We start from the raw sequence: 15,116 nt of genomic DNA, 5'->3' as shown, positions 1-15,116 counted from the left end.
CAAACTGCTTTGTCCCGCCCTCGCATTAGTGTCCGGACGTCATCGTGGCCGACTGCCTTTTGAAAGGTGATCGTTACCGGAGTTTTCATTGAGGAAGGCAACGACGATGCCATTCGTAGACGCAGTACGCAGCGTCCAGAAAGATACCCGTCGAGGCTGGGATCTGGAATCGTCACCAACCCGTCCGGGGACAACCCATTTGAATTGGCCATACTTCTTCCGTCATGGGCTGCCTCAGCTGTCAACGACAGACTGAGCCTCACGGGCGAAGGCCAGTGCCTCATCGCGCAGGCCGTTCAAGACCAGGGCGTTGCGGAGAATGATCTCGGGCTCGTAGGTGAAAGTGGCTTCCAGCCGCCTCATCCTTTCCATCACCTCGATGTCGGTCAGGTGGCCCAGCCAACCCGCGATCTCTTGCTTATTCGGGGCTCCAGCCATCGTGCTGATCATGTCAGCCAGCTCTTCCCTGGCTGAGGCTGCGCCGAGACGCAGTTGATAGCGGTCCACGGCGCTTGTCGCTGAGCCCACCGAGATTGCGCTGCGCTCATCTTCGTGACCGACGGCGATTTCGTACCGAGTCGGAAGCGCGGGCTCGGGCGGTTCCGCACCCGTAATTAGGCGTGGCACCGCCTGTGTGCGGACCCAAGACGAGATTTCCGCAAGTTCCTTAATCAGGACCGGCCATCGATCCGTGCCCGGCCTGTTGATCCCCACGGTCGGAAACAACGTGACCGGAACTCTGGTACCCAGTGGAGTCTCTGCGATGACGTCCCCCACGCGCATCGGTTCCTCCGGCAAAGGGGAATAGTCGCGCAGCGAGCGAGGCTTCTGGTCATCCCTGAGCACGGCCGCCAGCCTGACAGCCGTGATCGCCGGTGTCCTGTGCTTCGCATGGTTCGTGTGAAGAACAAGCCGCGCCAACGGGTGATGGTCCGCTTGTACCTGCCGATGGAAGGGCTGCAAGGCTTCAATCCGACGAGCCAGCTCGCCACCGGCGCGTAGCGATGGCGGGCCATTCCGAACGCGCTTCTTCGTCCACTCAGAAAACTTCTCATACGTGTCCGAAGCCGGCATCTCGACCAGTTTGGCAGCCTTCTCATCGAGCGGCGCACCGTCGAGGAACTCTGCCTCAGCGAACAATGTGTGCTCAAGCGCCGCACGTAACGCCACCAATGCGTCGGCCACGATTAGCGGCACCTTGCGCGGGATCGGAGCCACCCTTTCCACAATAGTTTGGCTGACCCGGTCCACGGGCACCTCCGCCAGCTGGAATACACCATTAGGTTGGGTCTGGTAGTCGAAAAGCAGATCTGCGACTTGTCCGATTAGCTCGTCGGCGTGCGAAAGTGTCGCGGCGACCCCGAGATGGCGCTCAGGAAGCCAGGCATACATGTGATCGGTCATGAGGACACTCTAGGAGTGAGCCCGGACCGATTACGCAACACGCAGCAGGGGTACCCGAGCCGAGGGGATCAGCTGTTCCTCCCTGTCGCGTTGTCCCCGTAACGGGCCTAGCTCTTACACACCTCCCCCGAGACAATGGTCCACATGGTCAACCGCCGCCAATCATTGTCGGAACGCCAGATGGAGGTCCTGAAGTGGGTGGTCGACGGGTGCCCGGACGGGAGGTGGGAGGACTACTCCTACAAGCGCACGACCTACGCACTGGCCGATCGGGGCCTGGTCGTAGTGGACCGTCGACGAAACTCGTGGTCGGCGCAGGTGACCGAAGACGGCCGCAACTACCTCGAGCATCGTCGGTACCCGCAGGATCCTGATGATCAGGACTCACGCCCCGCGGCTGCGGAGCAGCAAAAGAAACGCCGCGCCGTAGTCGAACTCTCAACGGTCGATCTCGTCGCCGAGCTCCAGGTCGGCGACGGGGTTCTCACCATCCCCGATCCTGCCCCGGACACGCGCGCCAGCTACCGCCGGGCGACGTCTGGCTGGGCGACGGCGAGCCAGCATGGCAGTTCACAGCGCAAAACCCGCCTGCGCTTACCTCCAGGGAACGGATCAACAGCTCCCACGCGGAAAAGACAGCGATGGTCCGCGAAGCACTGCAGGGCGGCGGTGAACGAGCGCAGCAGTTCAAACGTGGCATGGTCGACGGTGTCCACTACCTTGAGCTCGTTGAGCCGATCAAACAGCTGAAGCGCGAAGGCCGGTTCGAAGAAGCCCTCGTCCTTTGCTACAAGGCCATCGAGGCCGCCGAAGGAAATGCCGGAGGCCGGGAACCTGCACCCTGGTACACGGAGCAGGCCGCCATCGTCCACCGGAAGCTCGGCCAGAAGAACGAGGAGCTTGCGGTGCTGAAGAGGTGGCTGGCCCGCAGCCCGAAGGCCCACCGGGCAGGCAGCAGCATCGCCGAACGCCTCGCGAAGCTCGAGGCGAAGTGATGCCAGGCACGGAGTCCACAACGGAGCCTTTCGAGCGCGAGCGCATGCTGATTGATCGTCCGGTCAACTTCGGTAGAGGTTTCAGGATGCGTTGCGTCAATTGCAGCTCCATCAATTGGCTCAGCGCCGAAGACTACGTGACGAGTCCTGAATCGATGACGGTCTGCAACAGGTGCGGGGACAACTTCAACTTCGGTCCCGCGGTCATCGCGCTAACGGACAGCGAGGATCCGGCGCTAGATGACGCTGCCCTTCCCGAGCTCGCTTGGTACCACACGACCACGGATCCTGAATGGCCCCGTACGAGGAAGCCGTTGGCGGATGATGTGCTCCAACATCTTCGCGAACGGGCACGATGGTCGGAAGAACGGATAGAAAGATACCGCATCCCTCGCGAGAACCAGGCCATCCACCTCGGTACTTATGAGGCCGCCATCGATTCGCTGCTGCGACGGATGCGCAACGAGGGAGATCAGGATTCGGCCTTCTACTTGCACCGGGTCCGTTTGCGTCCTGACCTGGTGATTGAACAGGGCTGGCGTGACGAAAACAGCGCTGCGGCTGCCAAGATCACCAACTTCGACCTGGCAAACGACGGCGTTGACGGCATCCGCTACCTGAATGCCTACGAGGCTATCGGCAGCCTCTCGCTGGCGGTTGTCCGCGAGGCGATCGAGTCGACACAGTGCGTTGCTCTTCCTGTCTCAGAACTGGTCAGCCCACACGACAAGCAAACGCTGATCCAGCTTCGGTCACTCAGAGACGAGGTCCGGGCCACTGTCGCAAAACACTCGGAGGATGCCCTCACACCCCTCGATAAACTCAGGCAAAAGCACATGCATCTGGCATATCAGTCGGCGAAGCCCTTGGCCCCGCCCGAGGCCTACGACGACATCCGCAAGATTGAGCAGTTCGCTGCCGATCTGTACTTCAAAGACCTTTCCCCCGTCGCCAGGGATGCTCTACTTCGGTCACTGAAAAGCCCACGGCCCGAAGACTCATACGAGCAGGACAGAGCGTGGTTGGAGAAGTTCATTGGCCTGGCAGCCCTGCTGACCCAACCGGACGCGGTGCAGGAGATTGTGCGCAACCGTCCGTGGCGCCAGATCCACCCCCACAGGCCAAGTAGGCTCTCTTCTCCCCCACTCCGTTGATGGCCGACTGGAAACACTCTCGAAGGGAGGCCTGCCACTGCGCTTGTAGGGGCAGGCCTCACTCCGTCAGGTGCAGCCCGTGGTCAGCAGATCAGCAGGGGTTCCTTCACTGCCCCCAAGGTCGGGGAAGGACCGGTGATGAACCTGAAGCAGATCTTCGGCAGGAGAAGGAGCCCGGCAGAGCCGACCCTACTCCCCCGCCGCTGAACCCGACCCCGGTGGAACTGCCGCCCATGACTGAAGAGCGGGGTCTTTTAGAGTGAAGTCGATGCCAGTTTCCAGGAGCGCCTTCATGGTGGTCAGCCGACCGCTAAAGGGTTCGTCAATGAGCATCTTGTTGACTGCGTTGACAGCCCACACAAAGGGCGCGACCGCGGTACCCATGTGGTCATTCAGCGCCTGGTGTCGCGCAGGGAAATATACGCCGACTTCGCCAGCGTCATCTTCGTCTATGTAACTGTTGGAAACGCCCAGGGAAGCGTGGCTGTATTCGCTGTACATCCTGTAGATGACGTAGAGGGGTGTTGCGCCGGTGTCCAGAGACTTAACCATCTGCGAGAAGTACCTCGCCTGCTCTGCTCGGTTGTTTTTCGGGTGCGGTTCCTGCTCGCTGACCTTCGCAATCGTCTGGTTCAATTCTTCGTTTGAGTCGAACCCCTTCATTTCGTTAGCGAGTGCCTTCTTCTGCCTCTGTTCGTCCCAACGCAGGGCTTCGAAGCCGTCCAGATCTGTGAGAGATAGCCATACGCATGTAACGCCGAGTTCGAAGATGGAACGGGCGAGGATGCCGCGCGCGATGCGGTCAGCTGGGATGGTGTTCAGGTAGGTGCGCATGCACTCTGCGGCGGCGTTAGTGAACCCCACACAGTTGAGGAAGGAGTTGACGTCGTCGCCGTCGTCCTTCTTGGCTCTGAGGCCTGGCTGAGTGAACCAGTCCTCGATCAGCAGTTCAACGTGCCGCTGTAGGTTGGTGTCGGTTGTCGTGAAAGTCATTCTTCTGCCTTGTGGTTGAACCGATGCGCTGGTGTTCCTCGTGTTAGTGCACTATGCGTCATCCAGCGTTCAAGCTGGGTGGCTTCTTCCGCTGCTGGTGAGTCGATCCCGCCCCTGTGGATCTCCGCTTCGATGCGGTCGGAGAATGTGGGTTCCGCGTCGTTACTTCCCGTAGTCATTGTCGGTCTGAGGTCGGTTTGGTCACGGTGTTGGTAGCGAGGTCGATGAGTGTGCCGTCCGTATCGGTGATCGTGGCGATGCCCTGTTTGAGAGCCGCCTCTGAGCACTTCTTGCAGCCGCTCAGGTGGAACCAGGCGCGGGCCACTCGGGCTGACTGCTGGCCGCACATGGTTGTTCCGCTGCCGGAGTTCAAGGACAGGTGGGTCGAGGTGCCACCGGCTGTGTTGACCACCATGACGTCCTGGGTGCTTTTCCAGTCGGGCCCGTATGCTTCATTGGCGAGGATGTTCGGCACGCTGTTGCGGATGGTGACCTGTTCGGAGGGTTCAGACATGTGGTCATCCTATGCGGGTGCGCCACGTTCCCCCGGAAGGACCGCCGGTGGCCCGTCTCGCCCCACCCATCCCTGGCCTAATCGTTGCTGCCCCGAGTGCCGGCTCGTAGCCTTCGACCCGCCGGGCACATCCAGTAGTCTGCAACCTCAGTGCCCGCGGTGTGCGAAGCCAGGTCGGGGTATTACGGCAGTTGCGCGGCCATTGTTACGGGTATCCCGGCCTCATGAAGAGTTTTCGTGACCAGCATTGAAAGCGGTACCTCGCCCCACGTTTGCGAGGCGGCGATCAACTGCCGTATGGCTTCACCGTAAGGGGCTAGTTCCGCCATGACCTCGCCAGGATCAGTGCGGAACGGAAGTATCAGTTCTTCGGCGGAGTAGTTCTCTCGGTGTGCGTCGATGTTGCCATCACGCAGAATGGATCTCACAGTTCCGACCAGTCCATCGGTAGCCAGCTCCAGAACGATGCGGCTGCCTGAGTGTCGTGGATCTGCTTCTGCTCTTATCGACCCCACCCATTCCGGCAAGGAGTGCTCGACCAAGGCTTTTGAGAAAGCCTGGCGCTCCTGTTCTCGTTCGCGTTCGACGCGTGCGGCCTCAGCCTTAGCACTCGCCAGTTTCTCAACCTCGGCGGTAAGAACATCTTCGACGCTTATTAGAGCACCGCTCAAGGACTCAAGTTCTTGCGGAAGTTTCTCTGGATCTGACACGGTGATACTTGCGTGTCCGCTTTCATCGATCTGGAAACCGCCCCTCCCCCGTTCGACTCTGACACGATCCTGGAGCGCCTTCCGCCAGATTTCGAAGGTTTTAGGTCCGGGGACATTGGCAATTGTCAACGTTAGCTGCCCGGTGCGCTGGCTGGTCGAAACCCACTCAGCTTTCTCTATGACCGCGGGTCCGGTCTCCACTCGCACACGACGATGGGCGAGATGCCAGCGGGCGCGGCGGTCGACGGTCTCCTGGGCCGGGGCCGCTTCGAACGCTATAAGCCACCAAAATACGAAGTTCAATGCCCGATCTGCATCAGGTCTGTCTACGAAATCACGTTCTCTGCGGGCTTGAAGGAACCACGCTAGTTCGCCGGGGTCAATGGCCAAGGGCGAGTAGAGCGCCATTCCCCACATTCGGTCAATCTGCCGCTGAAGACGGTCGTGGCCTTCCTTATCGAGCGCCTTAAATGACAACGACTCGGAGTAGAAGCCGTTGATGGGCCCGGCGAAGGAGCTCCACTCAGCAGCGGCCTTCTGAAAAAGCTGCACGAGCTTTGAGAAGGCCTTTTCCGGCTCTTCTCGCTCAATCAGAGAAGCAGCTTCTTCGAACGCTTCCCGTAGATCCGGACGACGGATCGCCAGTCCCAGTGAGACCTGGCCAAGGCTGACGCCATAGGCGGCGAAGACGATGCTCTCGATGAATCCGGGGGCCGCAACGCTCCACGACTCCACATCGGATCGGTCTGACCCCAAACCCTCATGCTGTTGTTTGTTCCGGGCCAAATGGAGCTTGCGGATTGCTGGCAGGTGCCCGGGAGACCAGGCCTCACCGAGTGATGCCCGCACGTTCCCAACAAGCTGAGGGAAATCGTCCCTTTTCTGTGCCACTGCCCGCGATACCGCGACCATGTGGACAGCTCGCTCACACGCTGCGTCCAAGAGCACCACGGCTATCGATCGGCTGACGTCATCTTGGTTGCGAGCGGTTCGGACGGCCATGTCCAGAAGCCCGCGGAGGGCTAGAAGGTCTTTGGTTAGAACAGGATCAAGGGAGCCAGCTTCGGTCTGCACCAGCCCAGCTTAGAACCCTTAGGGTCCACTTCTGCAGATCAACCGATGTGGGGACTGCCCCCGGTTTTGTTGACTCCTTGACCTAGCGAGCTTGTGCTCGCGGAAGGATGTTGACCATGCCCACGCCGTATCGGGCGGAGTTCCGCCAGGATGTTATTGATGTGGCCCGCAAGGGGAAGCGCCGCTGGCGCAGATTGCGAAGGATTTCAGATCGGGGTCCTGCCCCTTCTGGATCTCTACCCAATTGCGCACCTGATCGAACCAGATTTGGATGTACTCTCCAGGCCGCTGGTCGGCGCCCCGCCACGACCTGGTAGCATCCTCGGGGCCCCCACCGCGGTGACGACACTTCGGCGTAGGGTGGTCGCCGACTGGAACTCCTTGGCGATCGTGGCTGCGTTCCTGTTGTCCACTCGACCGGCTTGCCCTCCACGGAGGCCGGCACGACAACGCCGTCGTCGACAGGGAGGCCACCCGCGGCGCCGTTGCCCCGCGGTATCACGCCGTCGAACCGCACCCGGCCCACACCGGAGGGATAGGTCCGGTCAAAGTCTTGGAAGAGATCCAAATCGGAACGGGGAGTTGGTAGATCGCGGTCACGGTCTCGGCCGCCGGCGGAGTCGTTTCCTCCGAGGTCATATCGTTCACGACTCCAAGCTACTTGGTGCCGGAGGCGTGGGCGGTCCCTATCCCAGGGCCAGGGCGACGTCGTAGCCGGCGGACTTCTGCAGGATATCCCTCGCCCGGTCGTACCGCCGCGTGGGCTGCGGATCCGCGTGGCCCATGCTATCCCGCAGATCGTGCACCGACACCCGGTGTCCGCTGAACTCGGGCTTCACGTATCCCGGAGTTCAGCTGGCTCCGGTGGCCGGCCGAAGGGATAGTCCACCCATGGTCCGGCACCTTCTTCCGGGCAAGCCCGGTCAGCACCATGTGCTGAGCTACAGCCGGCTACCAGGCGCCCTGGAGGACGGCGTCAAAGTGGATTCCGTACTCCTCGCGCCCGTCAGCGGATCTAACGTCATGGCGTACGCTGCGGTACCGGGTCTTCAACCAGCGACGTTGCTTCCTGGTCGCTGTGGCTCTGACCGCGACGGGCATTTCGGTTTGCTCATGGTTCACTCTTCCTCTTCGCTGCTACGGCCCAAGTATTCCCATGCGGGTCACTGATCGTCGCGGCTGGCCATCCTCCGGCAGACCAACTCGACTTCTTCAAGTGCCTTGGTGAGAGGGATCCGTTCCTGCTCGACGCGCCGGTGGCCAGTGTGCTGCGGATCGAGAAGACGCAGATAGACGGCCCGTTCCTCCTCGCGGAGCCTGTCCGCGGGCCTCGGAGTGCCTGGCTGGAGAATCCTGCCCGTCTGGTCCAGTTCGGTGCCGAACGGCTCGTACACCGCATAGGCATCCGGGCCCATGAGGATCGAGTCGATGTCGCGGCCGAAATCGGCACGGTAGCCATCGAGGATCTCATAGCCGTCGCGGTCCATGTCACCCCAGTAGACCAGCACGGCGGCATCCCGGATCCACGGGAACGATGCCGGCGTCTTCCCGCCCTTGCCGACCCCCTCGACGCAGATGCCGCCCGCCAGGGCCGGGAAGTGGATTGCGGTGTCCTTGTTCTCCGAGATGACCACGACCTCCGGGAGATAGGCCGGCGTGAAGCTGTCGCCGGCTGTCGCCGAGTCATGGACGCGGCGGCCGGCGGCGAGGTGCGCGGGGTCGAGATAAGTGAAGTGGATCCGGGGCGGGTGGCCCGGCAGCAGGCCGAGATCGTCGATCCCGGTGAGCGCCTGGACTCCGCGGCGATGGGATTGCAGCCACTTCGCGTGAACGCCCGGGATGGGCACCTGACGCGGGGTCACACCGAGGCGGGCGCGGGCAGGATCCGCCAGATACCAGTCCGCAACGGACACGAGCAGTCCGAAATCGACGTCCCCGTACGCGTCGAGGACCCGCAGGGTCTTCCCGACGTCAGCCAGGTGCGGATACCTATCGCGCAGGACCCCGAGCCGCAGGCGTGCCCGGGCGAGCCTCTCGGGCCAGTCCCCGCTGGCAATGGTTGCGGCATGGTCGATGGACGCGACCCGCGCATGGGTGGGTAGTGACTGCGTTGTCCCGCCCTTTGCTATGCGGTTCTCGTAGTCGAGGACCACGTCGTGCGCCCTCGCCCAGTCCTGCCAATGCACGGTCTGCGCGTGCACAGCGGAGTAGTCGGCACGAAGCTCCGATGTTGCCGGCCGGCCTAGGGCGAAAGCGTGCGGAAACGCGACCTCGTCCCCGGTCAGGTGGGTATGCCACTTCCCGCTCAGTCGACGGCGGATGTCTTCGGTGACGGCCTGCGGTGTCTTCATGCTCCGCTCCCGGCACCAGGGTCGTCGGGGAGGTCGCTGATGTAGGAGTAGCCCCGCGCGTTTTTGGTGACGGTCAGGAGCAGGTCCATGTGCGGCTCAAGCGCCGTGACCTTGTCCAGCGGGGCGCCGATGATGAGCTGGAACCCCAGGTTCTGCCAGGCCCGCACGGACCGGCCCGCGAACTCACTGTCCGCTTTCACGAACCCTTCGTCGAGGAACACCGGAGCGAACGTGGGCCGGGAGCGGGTCTCATCCCCCAGCTGATAGCGCAGTGCCGACCCGACGACGAAGGCCACCAGTTCCTGCGTTTCGCCGCCGGACTTGTCGACCAGCCAGTCGTAGGTTGCGATCTCGCGGCGGGTGTCCTTGTCCAGGCACGCTGCAGTAATGACGACGTGCTGTCGCACATCAAGGTAGCGGTCGCGCTGGGACGTCGAGGATTTGGTGTGGCCCTCCGGGATGCGGATGCGCGCCATGAACTCACTCAGCTTCTTGAACCTCGCCTCGATCTGGTCCTCGGTGAGCTCCAGGGCCAGTCCCGAGGACAGCTCACGCAGACCGCGGCGGAATCTGCCCAGGTCTTCGCTCTGAAGCCGGCGGAGGCTGATTTGAAGCACGCCACCCTTGTTCCCGAACGGCAGCGTTTCCAGAATCCTGTTGATGGGCAGGAGACGGTCTTCGATGTCGGCCAGGGCGGTGTCGAAGGCGTCGTTGAGCCGCAGCAGGTCATCGCTGGACCACGCAGCCAGTTCACGCCGCCACTTGTTGCGGCGTTCGTAAAGCCCCTCGGACTGGATCCGGTCGAGGATCTCGCGGTAACCGTCCGCCGAGTCGGCGGTGGTGCCCAGATTGTTCTCGGTCCAGTTGTTCTTATACGCCTCGAACATGGTCACCATCGCATTGGTGGCACTCTTGGCGTTGCGCCGGGCAGCCTCGGATTCCTCCCTGAGCCGCTTGCGCAGGGCGGTGATGTTCGGCTCGAATGATTCCAGGCTGGTGGCTTCCCAGTTGCCGGTGAACAGTCCGTCCAGATACTCCTGCTGGGCGTCGGTAACCGTTGCCGTCTGCTGGTCGACAATCTCGTCCACCGCGGCCTGCACGGTGTCCTGCCTAGTCACGAGGTCGCCCCAACGCGACTTCAGCTTGCCCAGGTCGCTTTCTGCCAGGACCCTGTCCCGGTTCGCCTGCCCGTGAAGGGGTCTGATGCGCTCATCCTCGGCTTCAAGCTCGTCGAGGACCGCGTTGGTGGTCCGCAGCCTGCGGATGGCGTCTTGAAGCTCTGCGATCTGCCGGTCGATCCCGAGGTGGTCGATCGCGGCCCAGGCGCTGTCCTGGACGAACAGGTGCGCTTCGCGCTGCCGCCGCAGGTCGTTGCGGCGTTCCTGGATCTCCCGGAGGGCGGCGTTGGCCCCGGCGATCTCCGGTTCCATCGCGTCCAGCAACTCCGCGATGTCCCTGAGTCGGCGTTCGTTGGAGAACCCGATGACGTTGCCCTCACCTGATTCTCCGTGGGCGCCCCGGTCACCCGAGCGGGTCTGTCCGGACCTGGTCACCCGGGACCCGGGGCCTGCGAGCCCGGCAGCGTCGGCCACACACAGATGGTCGACGCCGCTGCCGGCTACCCGGTCCTGAACCCAGCGCGAGAACGGCGAGTCCAGGAATGCAAGCTTGCCCGAGACCAGGGCGGGGTCTCCGCGCCAGTCCTCGTGTTCGGCCAGGGTCACTGCCCGGTAGTTGATGCGCGGCCTGATCGTGACGCCGTCAATGGATGCAGAGAGCCGGTCACGGGTGTTGCGGTCGACCAGCACAGTGCGGGCCAAGCCGCCGAGGGTCGTTTCGATGGCCTTACGCCAGGTTTCCTCACCCGGAAGGACATCAATGAGCTCCGCGACAAACGGAAGATCACGCATCGGATCGAGGCCAGCGGCCGCCGCCATCTGCAGCCGGGCGTTGTGCAACCTCATCGGGACCATTCCGGCCCTGTCCTTGAGGGACGCGGCCTCCTCCGTGAGGTCCTTCCTCCGTGCCGTGAGCGGGGCAAGGTCCTCGCGGGCACGCCCTTCCTGCTCGTCCAAATCACGTTCGCGGACCTCGTAAACGGACAGGAAGTCGGCGGCCGCGGACTGCGCCTCGGCGAACTGCCCGGCGGTCTCGGGCACGACGAGGTTGATTGCCTCGGTCTTCAGCTGGAACTTGAGATTTGCCTGGTAGACCCCGTCACGGCTGCTCTCAAGGGCCGCGATCTTCTGGCGGCGTTCCTCGATCGCATTACCGCCGTTGGCGGCCTTGTCCCGGGCAATCCTCTCAAGGCGTGCCCCGTACTCTGCTTCGTCCGCCTTGGCCTGGGCGAAGGTACGGCCGGCGGCGGCATGGTCGCGGCGGTTTTCGTCCACAGCATCGTCCAGAAGACCGTGCTCGGTGCGAAGTTTCCAGAGGCGGAACGACGAGGGTCCCTCCTCATCAGCCCCGAAGTGGCGGATCATCAGTTCCCTGGCTTCGGCGTCTGCGAGCTCCGTCTGGAGCGTGGGCAGGCGCTGCAGGACCTTGACCTTGTTCGCCTCGTCCAGCATCTTCGAGTACGACGCCTCCAGGTTGGCGAAGTGCAGAAGCGCCTGGTCGGCAGCCTGGTACGTGACGGGTTCCTCCAGCACCATGGTCTTGTACAGCCCGTCAACGCGTTTGACCTCCATCCCGGCCTGGAGCCGGGCCAGAAGGCGCATGGCCTTGCGGCCGCCGTCCGCGCCGCCGATGCCGAGTCGGGTGTGGAGGGTCCCCTCGAACTCCCAGAAGGTGTTAAACGTGGCCAGCCCGGGAACGGCCGCTTTCAGGGTGCGCTTGTCGAAGCGGCTGGCGGCCAGGGGCGCGAGCTTGGACGTGTCGAAGTAGCCCTCGTAAGCGGCGAACGTCGTGGTAACGTCGGCGGCGGCGGACCCGCCGGCCTTGACGAAAAAGATGCGCAGCGCCGTGTAGCGACGGCCCCGGTCGTTGACGAAGGTTGCAGCCAGGGCGCCCCAGACCGGCGTCATGCCCGCACCGCGGAGCACCAGGTCGAGCATCTCGTCGGAGCCGTCGACGCGGTTGGCGTCCATCTTGCCGCGGAGGTAGGTGAGCAGGTTCCGCTGCTCCGCAGACCGTGCCCGGCCGCCAGCGTCGTTGGAGGCGCCGTTGAACGGCGTGTTGGAGGGCATCATGAGGGCAATGTAGGCATCCAGGACCGTTGACTTCCCGGTGCCGCTCGCCCCGGACAAGAGCGTGGATCCGGGCGAAAACCGCACCTCGGTGCGGCCGTGGAAGCCGCCCCAGTTCACCAGCTGCAGGGTCTCCACCCGCCACTGGGCATGATCAGGCACAGCTGCCGGCAGGTCCGGTATCTCCAGTTCGAGGGTCATGCGTTGTCTTTCCCCAGGACGGTCAGCAGGTCTGGTTCATCGTCTTCTTCGTCGTCGGTATCGGAGCCGTCGCCGGCGCCGTCACCGTCCTGCGCGGTGCCGTTCTGCTCCATGAGCCACGTCCACAGAGTGCGCAGCTTCTCGACCGGCATGAGGATCTCGATGATGGGAGAGATCCGGAACCTGTCGGGATCGGCGGTCTTCAGGAGCAGGCCGGGCGTGGCCAGCCCGTCAACCGCCTTCAGCGCGCGTTTCTGGTCCATGGCGCGGTGGGTCGTATGCTCGGGGCGCTGGTCGGCCACCTCATCGAGCAGCGTCTGACGGTCCACAAAGACGACGTCCTCACCCTCCTGGCGCTGGGAGAAGAGCCTTTGCCGCAGGTAGACCATCATGATGGTCTCCTCTTTCGTGTGGGACACGTCCCGCAGCAGTGAAGGAAGAGGATCGCCCGTCTCCGAAACTGCCTGCCGTTTGAACGCGATTTGGTGGTCCCGGTCTATGAAGAGCTCGAAGAACAGCTCGTTGAGCCGGCCACGGATCACGTCGTCGTTGGCCAGGAGAACCTGCCAGTGGTCGGGGTGACGCTCCGCCGAGAGGTACCGATGCTTCAGGAGCGCATGCAGGCATCGGCGCTGGTCAGGAAACAGGATCGAGGCATCGCTCTCGAACATGGACAGCGAGCTCTCCGTGCCGTCCTCGTCCCCGGCCGGGGGCTCATCCGACAGGAAGTCCAGAGGGTCCACGGAGTCCTCGTCGATCGCGGCGACGTCTGTCATTGGCGTGCTCCTTCGGTATCGGTGTCCTGCGTGTCCCCGGCGGGCCGGATCGTGGCGGCAGGCATCAGGAATGTGCGCGTGCTTCCGTCGGGCCGCACTGCGTACACGGCCTCGCGCTGGTTGGGATCGGCAACGGCCCCGAGTCCGGTGAAAAGGTGCAGGAGCCCGAGGATCTCGACGGGGCGGCGAAGGTCTCCCGGCAGCGAGTTGAACAGCGCCGCGGCGGACTCAAGCTCACCATTGGCGGATTTTTCCTCTATCCGGCGGCGCAGCTGGTCCAGTGACGGGCCGCCCTGCCTACGGATGTCCTCCAGGGACAGCGCCGCGGGCGCCTCGTCAGAGACGTCCGCGAGCGGTTCGGGCGGACGCTGGCTCTCCGGATCGTAGGTCTTGAACCGCAACGCCGCTATGTCCAGGCCCGGCGGGATCAACTGGACGCCGACGTGGTCCCGGGCGCGTGCCGACTGCATCCAGGTCCGCATTTCCCGGTCGATTCCGCGCAGGACCGTGTCGAGCTCGCGGTTGCGGATGTGGTCGTAGTTCTCGATGTGTTCCCGGAGGGTGGCGGTGAGGCGCTGGCGCTGATCCAGGACGTCGGCGATGCCGCGGCGGATGATGTCCACCGCCGTGCGCATCTGGCGCTGTTCATCGGCAAGCAGACGGCTTGCCCCAGGGTGGGCCAGGATGGCTTCCAGATCGGAGCGCAGCCTTGTCAGCCAGTCAGGTTTGCGTAGGAGCTCCAGAGCGCCGGCAAAGGCCCTGCCCTCCGCAGTACCGGTCAGCAGGCTGCTTGCCTGCGCAAGGTAATCGTCGACCACTTCCCCGACGGGTCGTTCTTCCTCACGGAACCTCTTGGTGATGCCCCGGTGCATCTTCCGCACGGCCTCCTCGACCCGGCGGAAGTCGGACGGCAGGCCATCGAGCTCGCGGAGCACGTTGGAGAACTGCTCGGACAACTCCGCTTCCGAGGATTCCCGCAGCTCTCCGCCGGCGGCCAGGTGGTCGTACTCTTCCTGCAGGATCGCAATCTCTTCGGCGAGCCTGCGCTTACGCTCCTCGCGGTCCGGATTGGCCGCCTGTGCGGCATCCGAGATGACCCGCCGCATGGTTTCGATGCGCGACACGGAGACGTTGAGCTGGGATCGGCTCGCACGGATCACGTAGTCCAGGGCCTGCCTGGCGTCGCCGGTGAGCTGATAGGTTTCCTGCCCGCGCCCCGGGTCCCGGTACAGCCACCGCTCACGCACCCACTGCATGGCGAGGGCCTTGCCGCCCGCGGAGGGCACCGTGTACCCGACTGCTCGCAGCTCATCGAGGAGGGCGTCGATGCGGGTGTGGAACTGCTCGACCGGAATCGGTTGCGCATCGTCGGGGAACACGGCAGCGAAGAGAGGCATGGCGACTACCGCGGACTTGCGGTCCAGCAGTTTCAGGGTCGGTGTATTAAGAGCAGCCTCGATGCGGGCGACGTCACCCTCGATGCCAGTCGCCAGGCTCACCACCACCGCCCAAGTGCTTCGCATTGTTGATCGCCCTTTGTTAGGCGATCTTCCTGACAACTGGCCTTGCCGGTCGGAACCTCCGAAAAAAACCACGGCAGGCACCGAGCGGGCAAGAAAGCTCCCGCGGCGAACGACTCTGAGTCATACAGCTTGTACATGAGGCCAGTATCTTCGGCACCACTGACATTCTTGGTGCAGCCGGGGCATGTCGCATCCAATTAACGCCGCAAGTGGCCTCGACCGAAAGATAGTCG

At 63.4% G+C, this 15,116-nt stretch carries 12 protein-coding genes; 3 read left to right on the top strand and 9 right to left on the bottom strand.

From position 1 onward, the window contains the following. Positions 1-234: 234 nt before the first annotated feature. Positions 235-1,404 carry a hypothetical protein gene (locus ACX5I4_RS08855; protein ID WP_461836341.1) on the bottom strand — a complete coding sequence of 390 codons (1,170 nt, stop codon included), beginning with the start codon at positions 1,402-1,404 and terminating at the stop codon, positions 235-237. A gap of 144 nt (positions 1,405-1,548) precedes the next feature. Between ACX5I4_RS08855 and ACX5I4_RS08850 the strand changes: the two genes are divergently transcribed. Genes ACX5I4_RS08850 through ACX5I4_RS08840 form a run of 3 tightly spaced genes read left to right on the top strand, consistent with a single transcriptional unit; the run spans position 1,549 to position 3,553 of the window. Then, the gene (locus tag ACX5I4_RS08850) at positions 1,549-2,154 is read left to right on the top strand and encodes a hypothetical protein (RefSeq protein WP_461836340.1); all 606 of its coding nucleotides are present in this window, start codon (positions 1,549-1,551) and stop codon (positions 2,152-2,154) included. Continuing rightward, positions 2,103-2,399, top strand: a complete 297-nt coding sequence (locus tag ACX5I4_RS08845; protein WP_461836339.1) for a hypothetical protein — start codon at positions 2,103-2,105, stop codon at positions 2,397-2,399. The genes ACX5I4_RS08850 and ACX5I4_RS08845 overlap by 52 nt, the downstream gene beginning before the upstream one ends. Next, positions 2,399-3,553, top strand: coding sequence for a hypothetical protein (locus tag ACX5I4_RS08840; RefSeq protein WP_461836338.1), 1,155 nt, complete (start codon positions 2,399-2,401; stop codon positions 3,551-3,553). The genes ACX5I4_RS08845 and ACX5I4_RS08840 overlap by 1 nt, the downstream gene beginning before the upstream one ends. Before the next feature lie 189 nt (positions 3,554-3,742). Here the strand turns inward: ACX5I4_RS08840 and ACX5I4_RS08835 are convergent, their stop codons facing one another. From ACX5I4_RS08835 to ACX5I4_RS08800, 8 genes are all read right to left on the bottom strand, one after another. After that, entirely contained in the window at positions 3,743-4,546 is an 804-nt protein-coding gene (locus ACX5I4_RS08835) for a DUF5677 domain-containing protein (protein ID WP_461836337.1), read from the bottom strand. Positions 4,547-4,721: 175 nt separating this feature from the next. Further along, positions 4,722-5,060, bottom strand: a complete 339-nt coding sequence (locus ACX5I4_RS08830; RefSeq protein WP_461836336.1) for a hypothetical protein — start codon at positions 5,058-5,060, stop codon at positions 4,722-4,724. Between the two features lie 182 nt (positions 5,061-5,242). Further along, entirely contained in the window at positions 5,243-6,844 is a 1,602-nt protein-coding gene (locus ACX5I4_RS08825; RefSeq protein ID WP_461836335.1) for a hypothetical protein, read from the bottom strand. Between the two features lie 686 nt (positions 6,845-7,530). Next, entirely contained in the window at positions 7,531-7,683 is a 153-nt protein-coding gene (locus ACX5I4_RS08820; RefSeq protein WP_461836334.1) for a hypothetical protein, read from the bottom strand. Between the two features lie 324 nt (positions 7,684-8,007). After that, on the bottom strand, positions 8,008-9,195 hold the full coding sequence (locus tag ACX5I4_RS08815) for a Wadjet anti-phage system protein JetD domain-containing protein (protein ID WP_461836333.1): 1,188 nt from the start codon (positions 9,193-9,195) through the stop codon (positions 8,008-8,010). Next, positions 9,192-12,584 (bottom strand): ATP-binding protein, encoded by a 3,393-nt coding sequence (locus ACX5I4_RS08810; protein ID WP_461836332.1) that lies wholly within the window; start codon positions 12,582-12,584, stop codon positions 9,192-9,194. Before ACX5I4_RS08810 ends, ACX5I4_RS08815 begins: the two co-directional genes overlap by 4 nt. Then, positions 12,581-13,360: a DUF4194 domain-containing protein gene (locus ACX5I4_RS08805; protein ID WP_461836331.1), complete on the bottom strand. Its 780-nt coding sequence runs from the start codon at positions 13,358-13,360 to the stop codon at positions 12,581-12,583. Before ACX5I4_RS08805 ends, ACX5I4_RS08810 begins: the two co-directional genes overlap by 4 nt. Further along, a complete protein-coding gene (locus ACX5I4_RS08800) occupies positions 13,357-14,883 on the bottom strand; it encodes a DUF3375 family protein (RefSeq protein ID WP_461836330.1) in 1,527 nt (508 codons plus the stop codon). Before ACX5I4_RS08800 ends, ACX5I4_RS08805 begins: the two co-directional genes overlap by 4 nt. Positions 14,884-15,116: the final 233 nt, after the last annotated feature.

The sequence above is a fragment of the Arthrobacter sp. MMS24-S77 genome, from assembly GCF_054888235.1.
The sequence above is the reverse complement of the archived record's forward strand: the minus strand, read 5'-3'. Positions and strand labels throughout refer to the sequence as shown.

What these genes read in the sequence shown, in the direction of transcription:
- ACX5I4_RS08800 (WP_461836330.1), bottom strand. Translation starts at nt 14,883, where the DNA reads ATGCGAAGCACTTGGGCGGTGGTGGTGAGCCTGGCGACTGGCATCGAG.
- ACX5I4_RS08850 (WP_461836340.1), top strand. Translation starts at nt 1,549, where the DNA reads ATGGTCAACCGCCGCCAATCATTGTCGGAACGCCAGATGGAGGTCCTG.
- ACX5I4_RS08840 (WP_461836338.1), top strand. Translation starts at nt 2,399, where the DNA reads ATGCCAGGCACGGAGTCCACAACGGAGCCTTTCGAGCGCGAGCGCATG.
- ACX5I4_RS08810 (WP_461836332.1), bottom strand. Translation starts at nt 12,584, where the DNA reads ATGACCCTCGAACTGGAGATACCGGACCTGCCGGCAGCTGTGCCTGAT.
- ACX5I4_RS08805 (WP_461836331.1), bottom strand. Translation starts at nt 13,360, where the DNA reads ATGACAGACGTCGCCGCGATCGACGAGGACTCCGTGGACCCTCTGGAC.
- ACX5I4_RS08855 (WP_461836341.1), bottom strand. Translation starts at nt 1,404, where the DNA reads ATGACCGATCACATGTATGCCTGGCTTCCTGAGCGCCATCTCGGGGTC.
- ACX5I4_RS08815 (WP_461836333.1), bottom strand. Translation starts at nt 9,195, where the DNA reads ATGAAGACACCGCAGGCCGTCACCGAAGACATCCGCCGTCGACTGAGC.
- ACX5I4_RS08845 (WP_461836339.1), top strand. Translation starts at nt 2,103, where the DNA reads ATGGTCGACGGTGTCCACTACCTTGAGCTCGTTGAGCCGATCAAACAG.
- ACX5I4_RS08830 (WP_461836336.1), bottom strand. Translation starts at nt 5,060, where the DNA reads ATGTCTGAACCCTCCGAACAGGTCACCATCCGCAACAGCGTGCCGAAC.
- ACX5I4_RS08835 (WP_461836337.1), bottom strand. Translation starts at nt 4,546, where the DNA reads ATGACTTTCACGACAACCGACACCAACCTACAGCGGCACGTTGAACTG.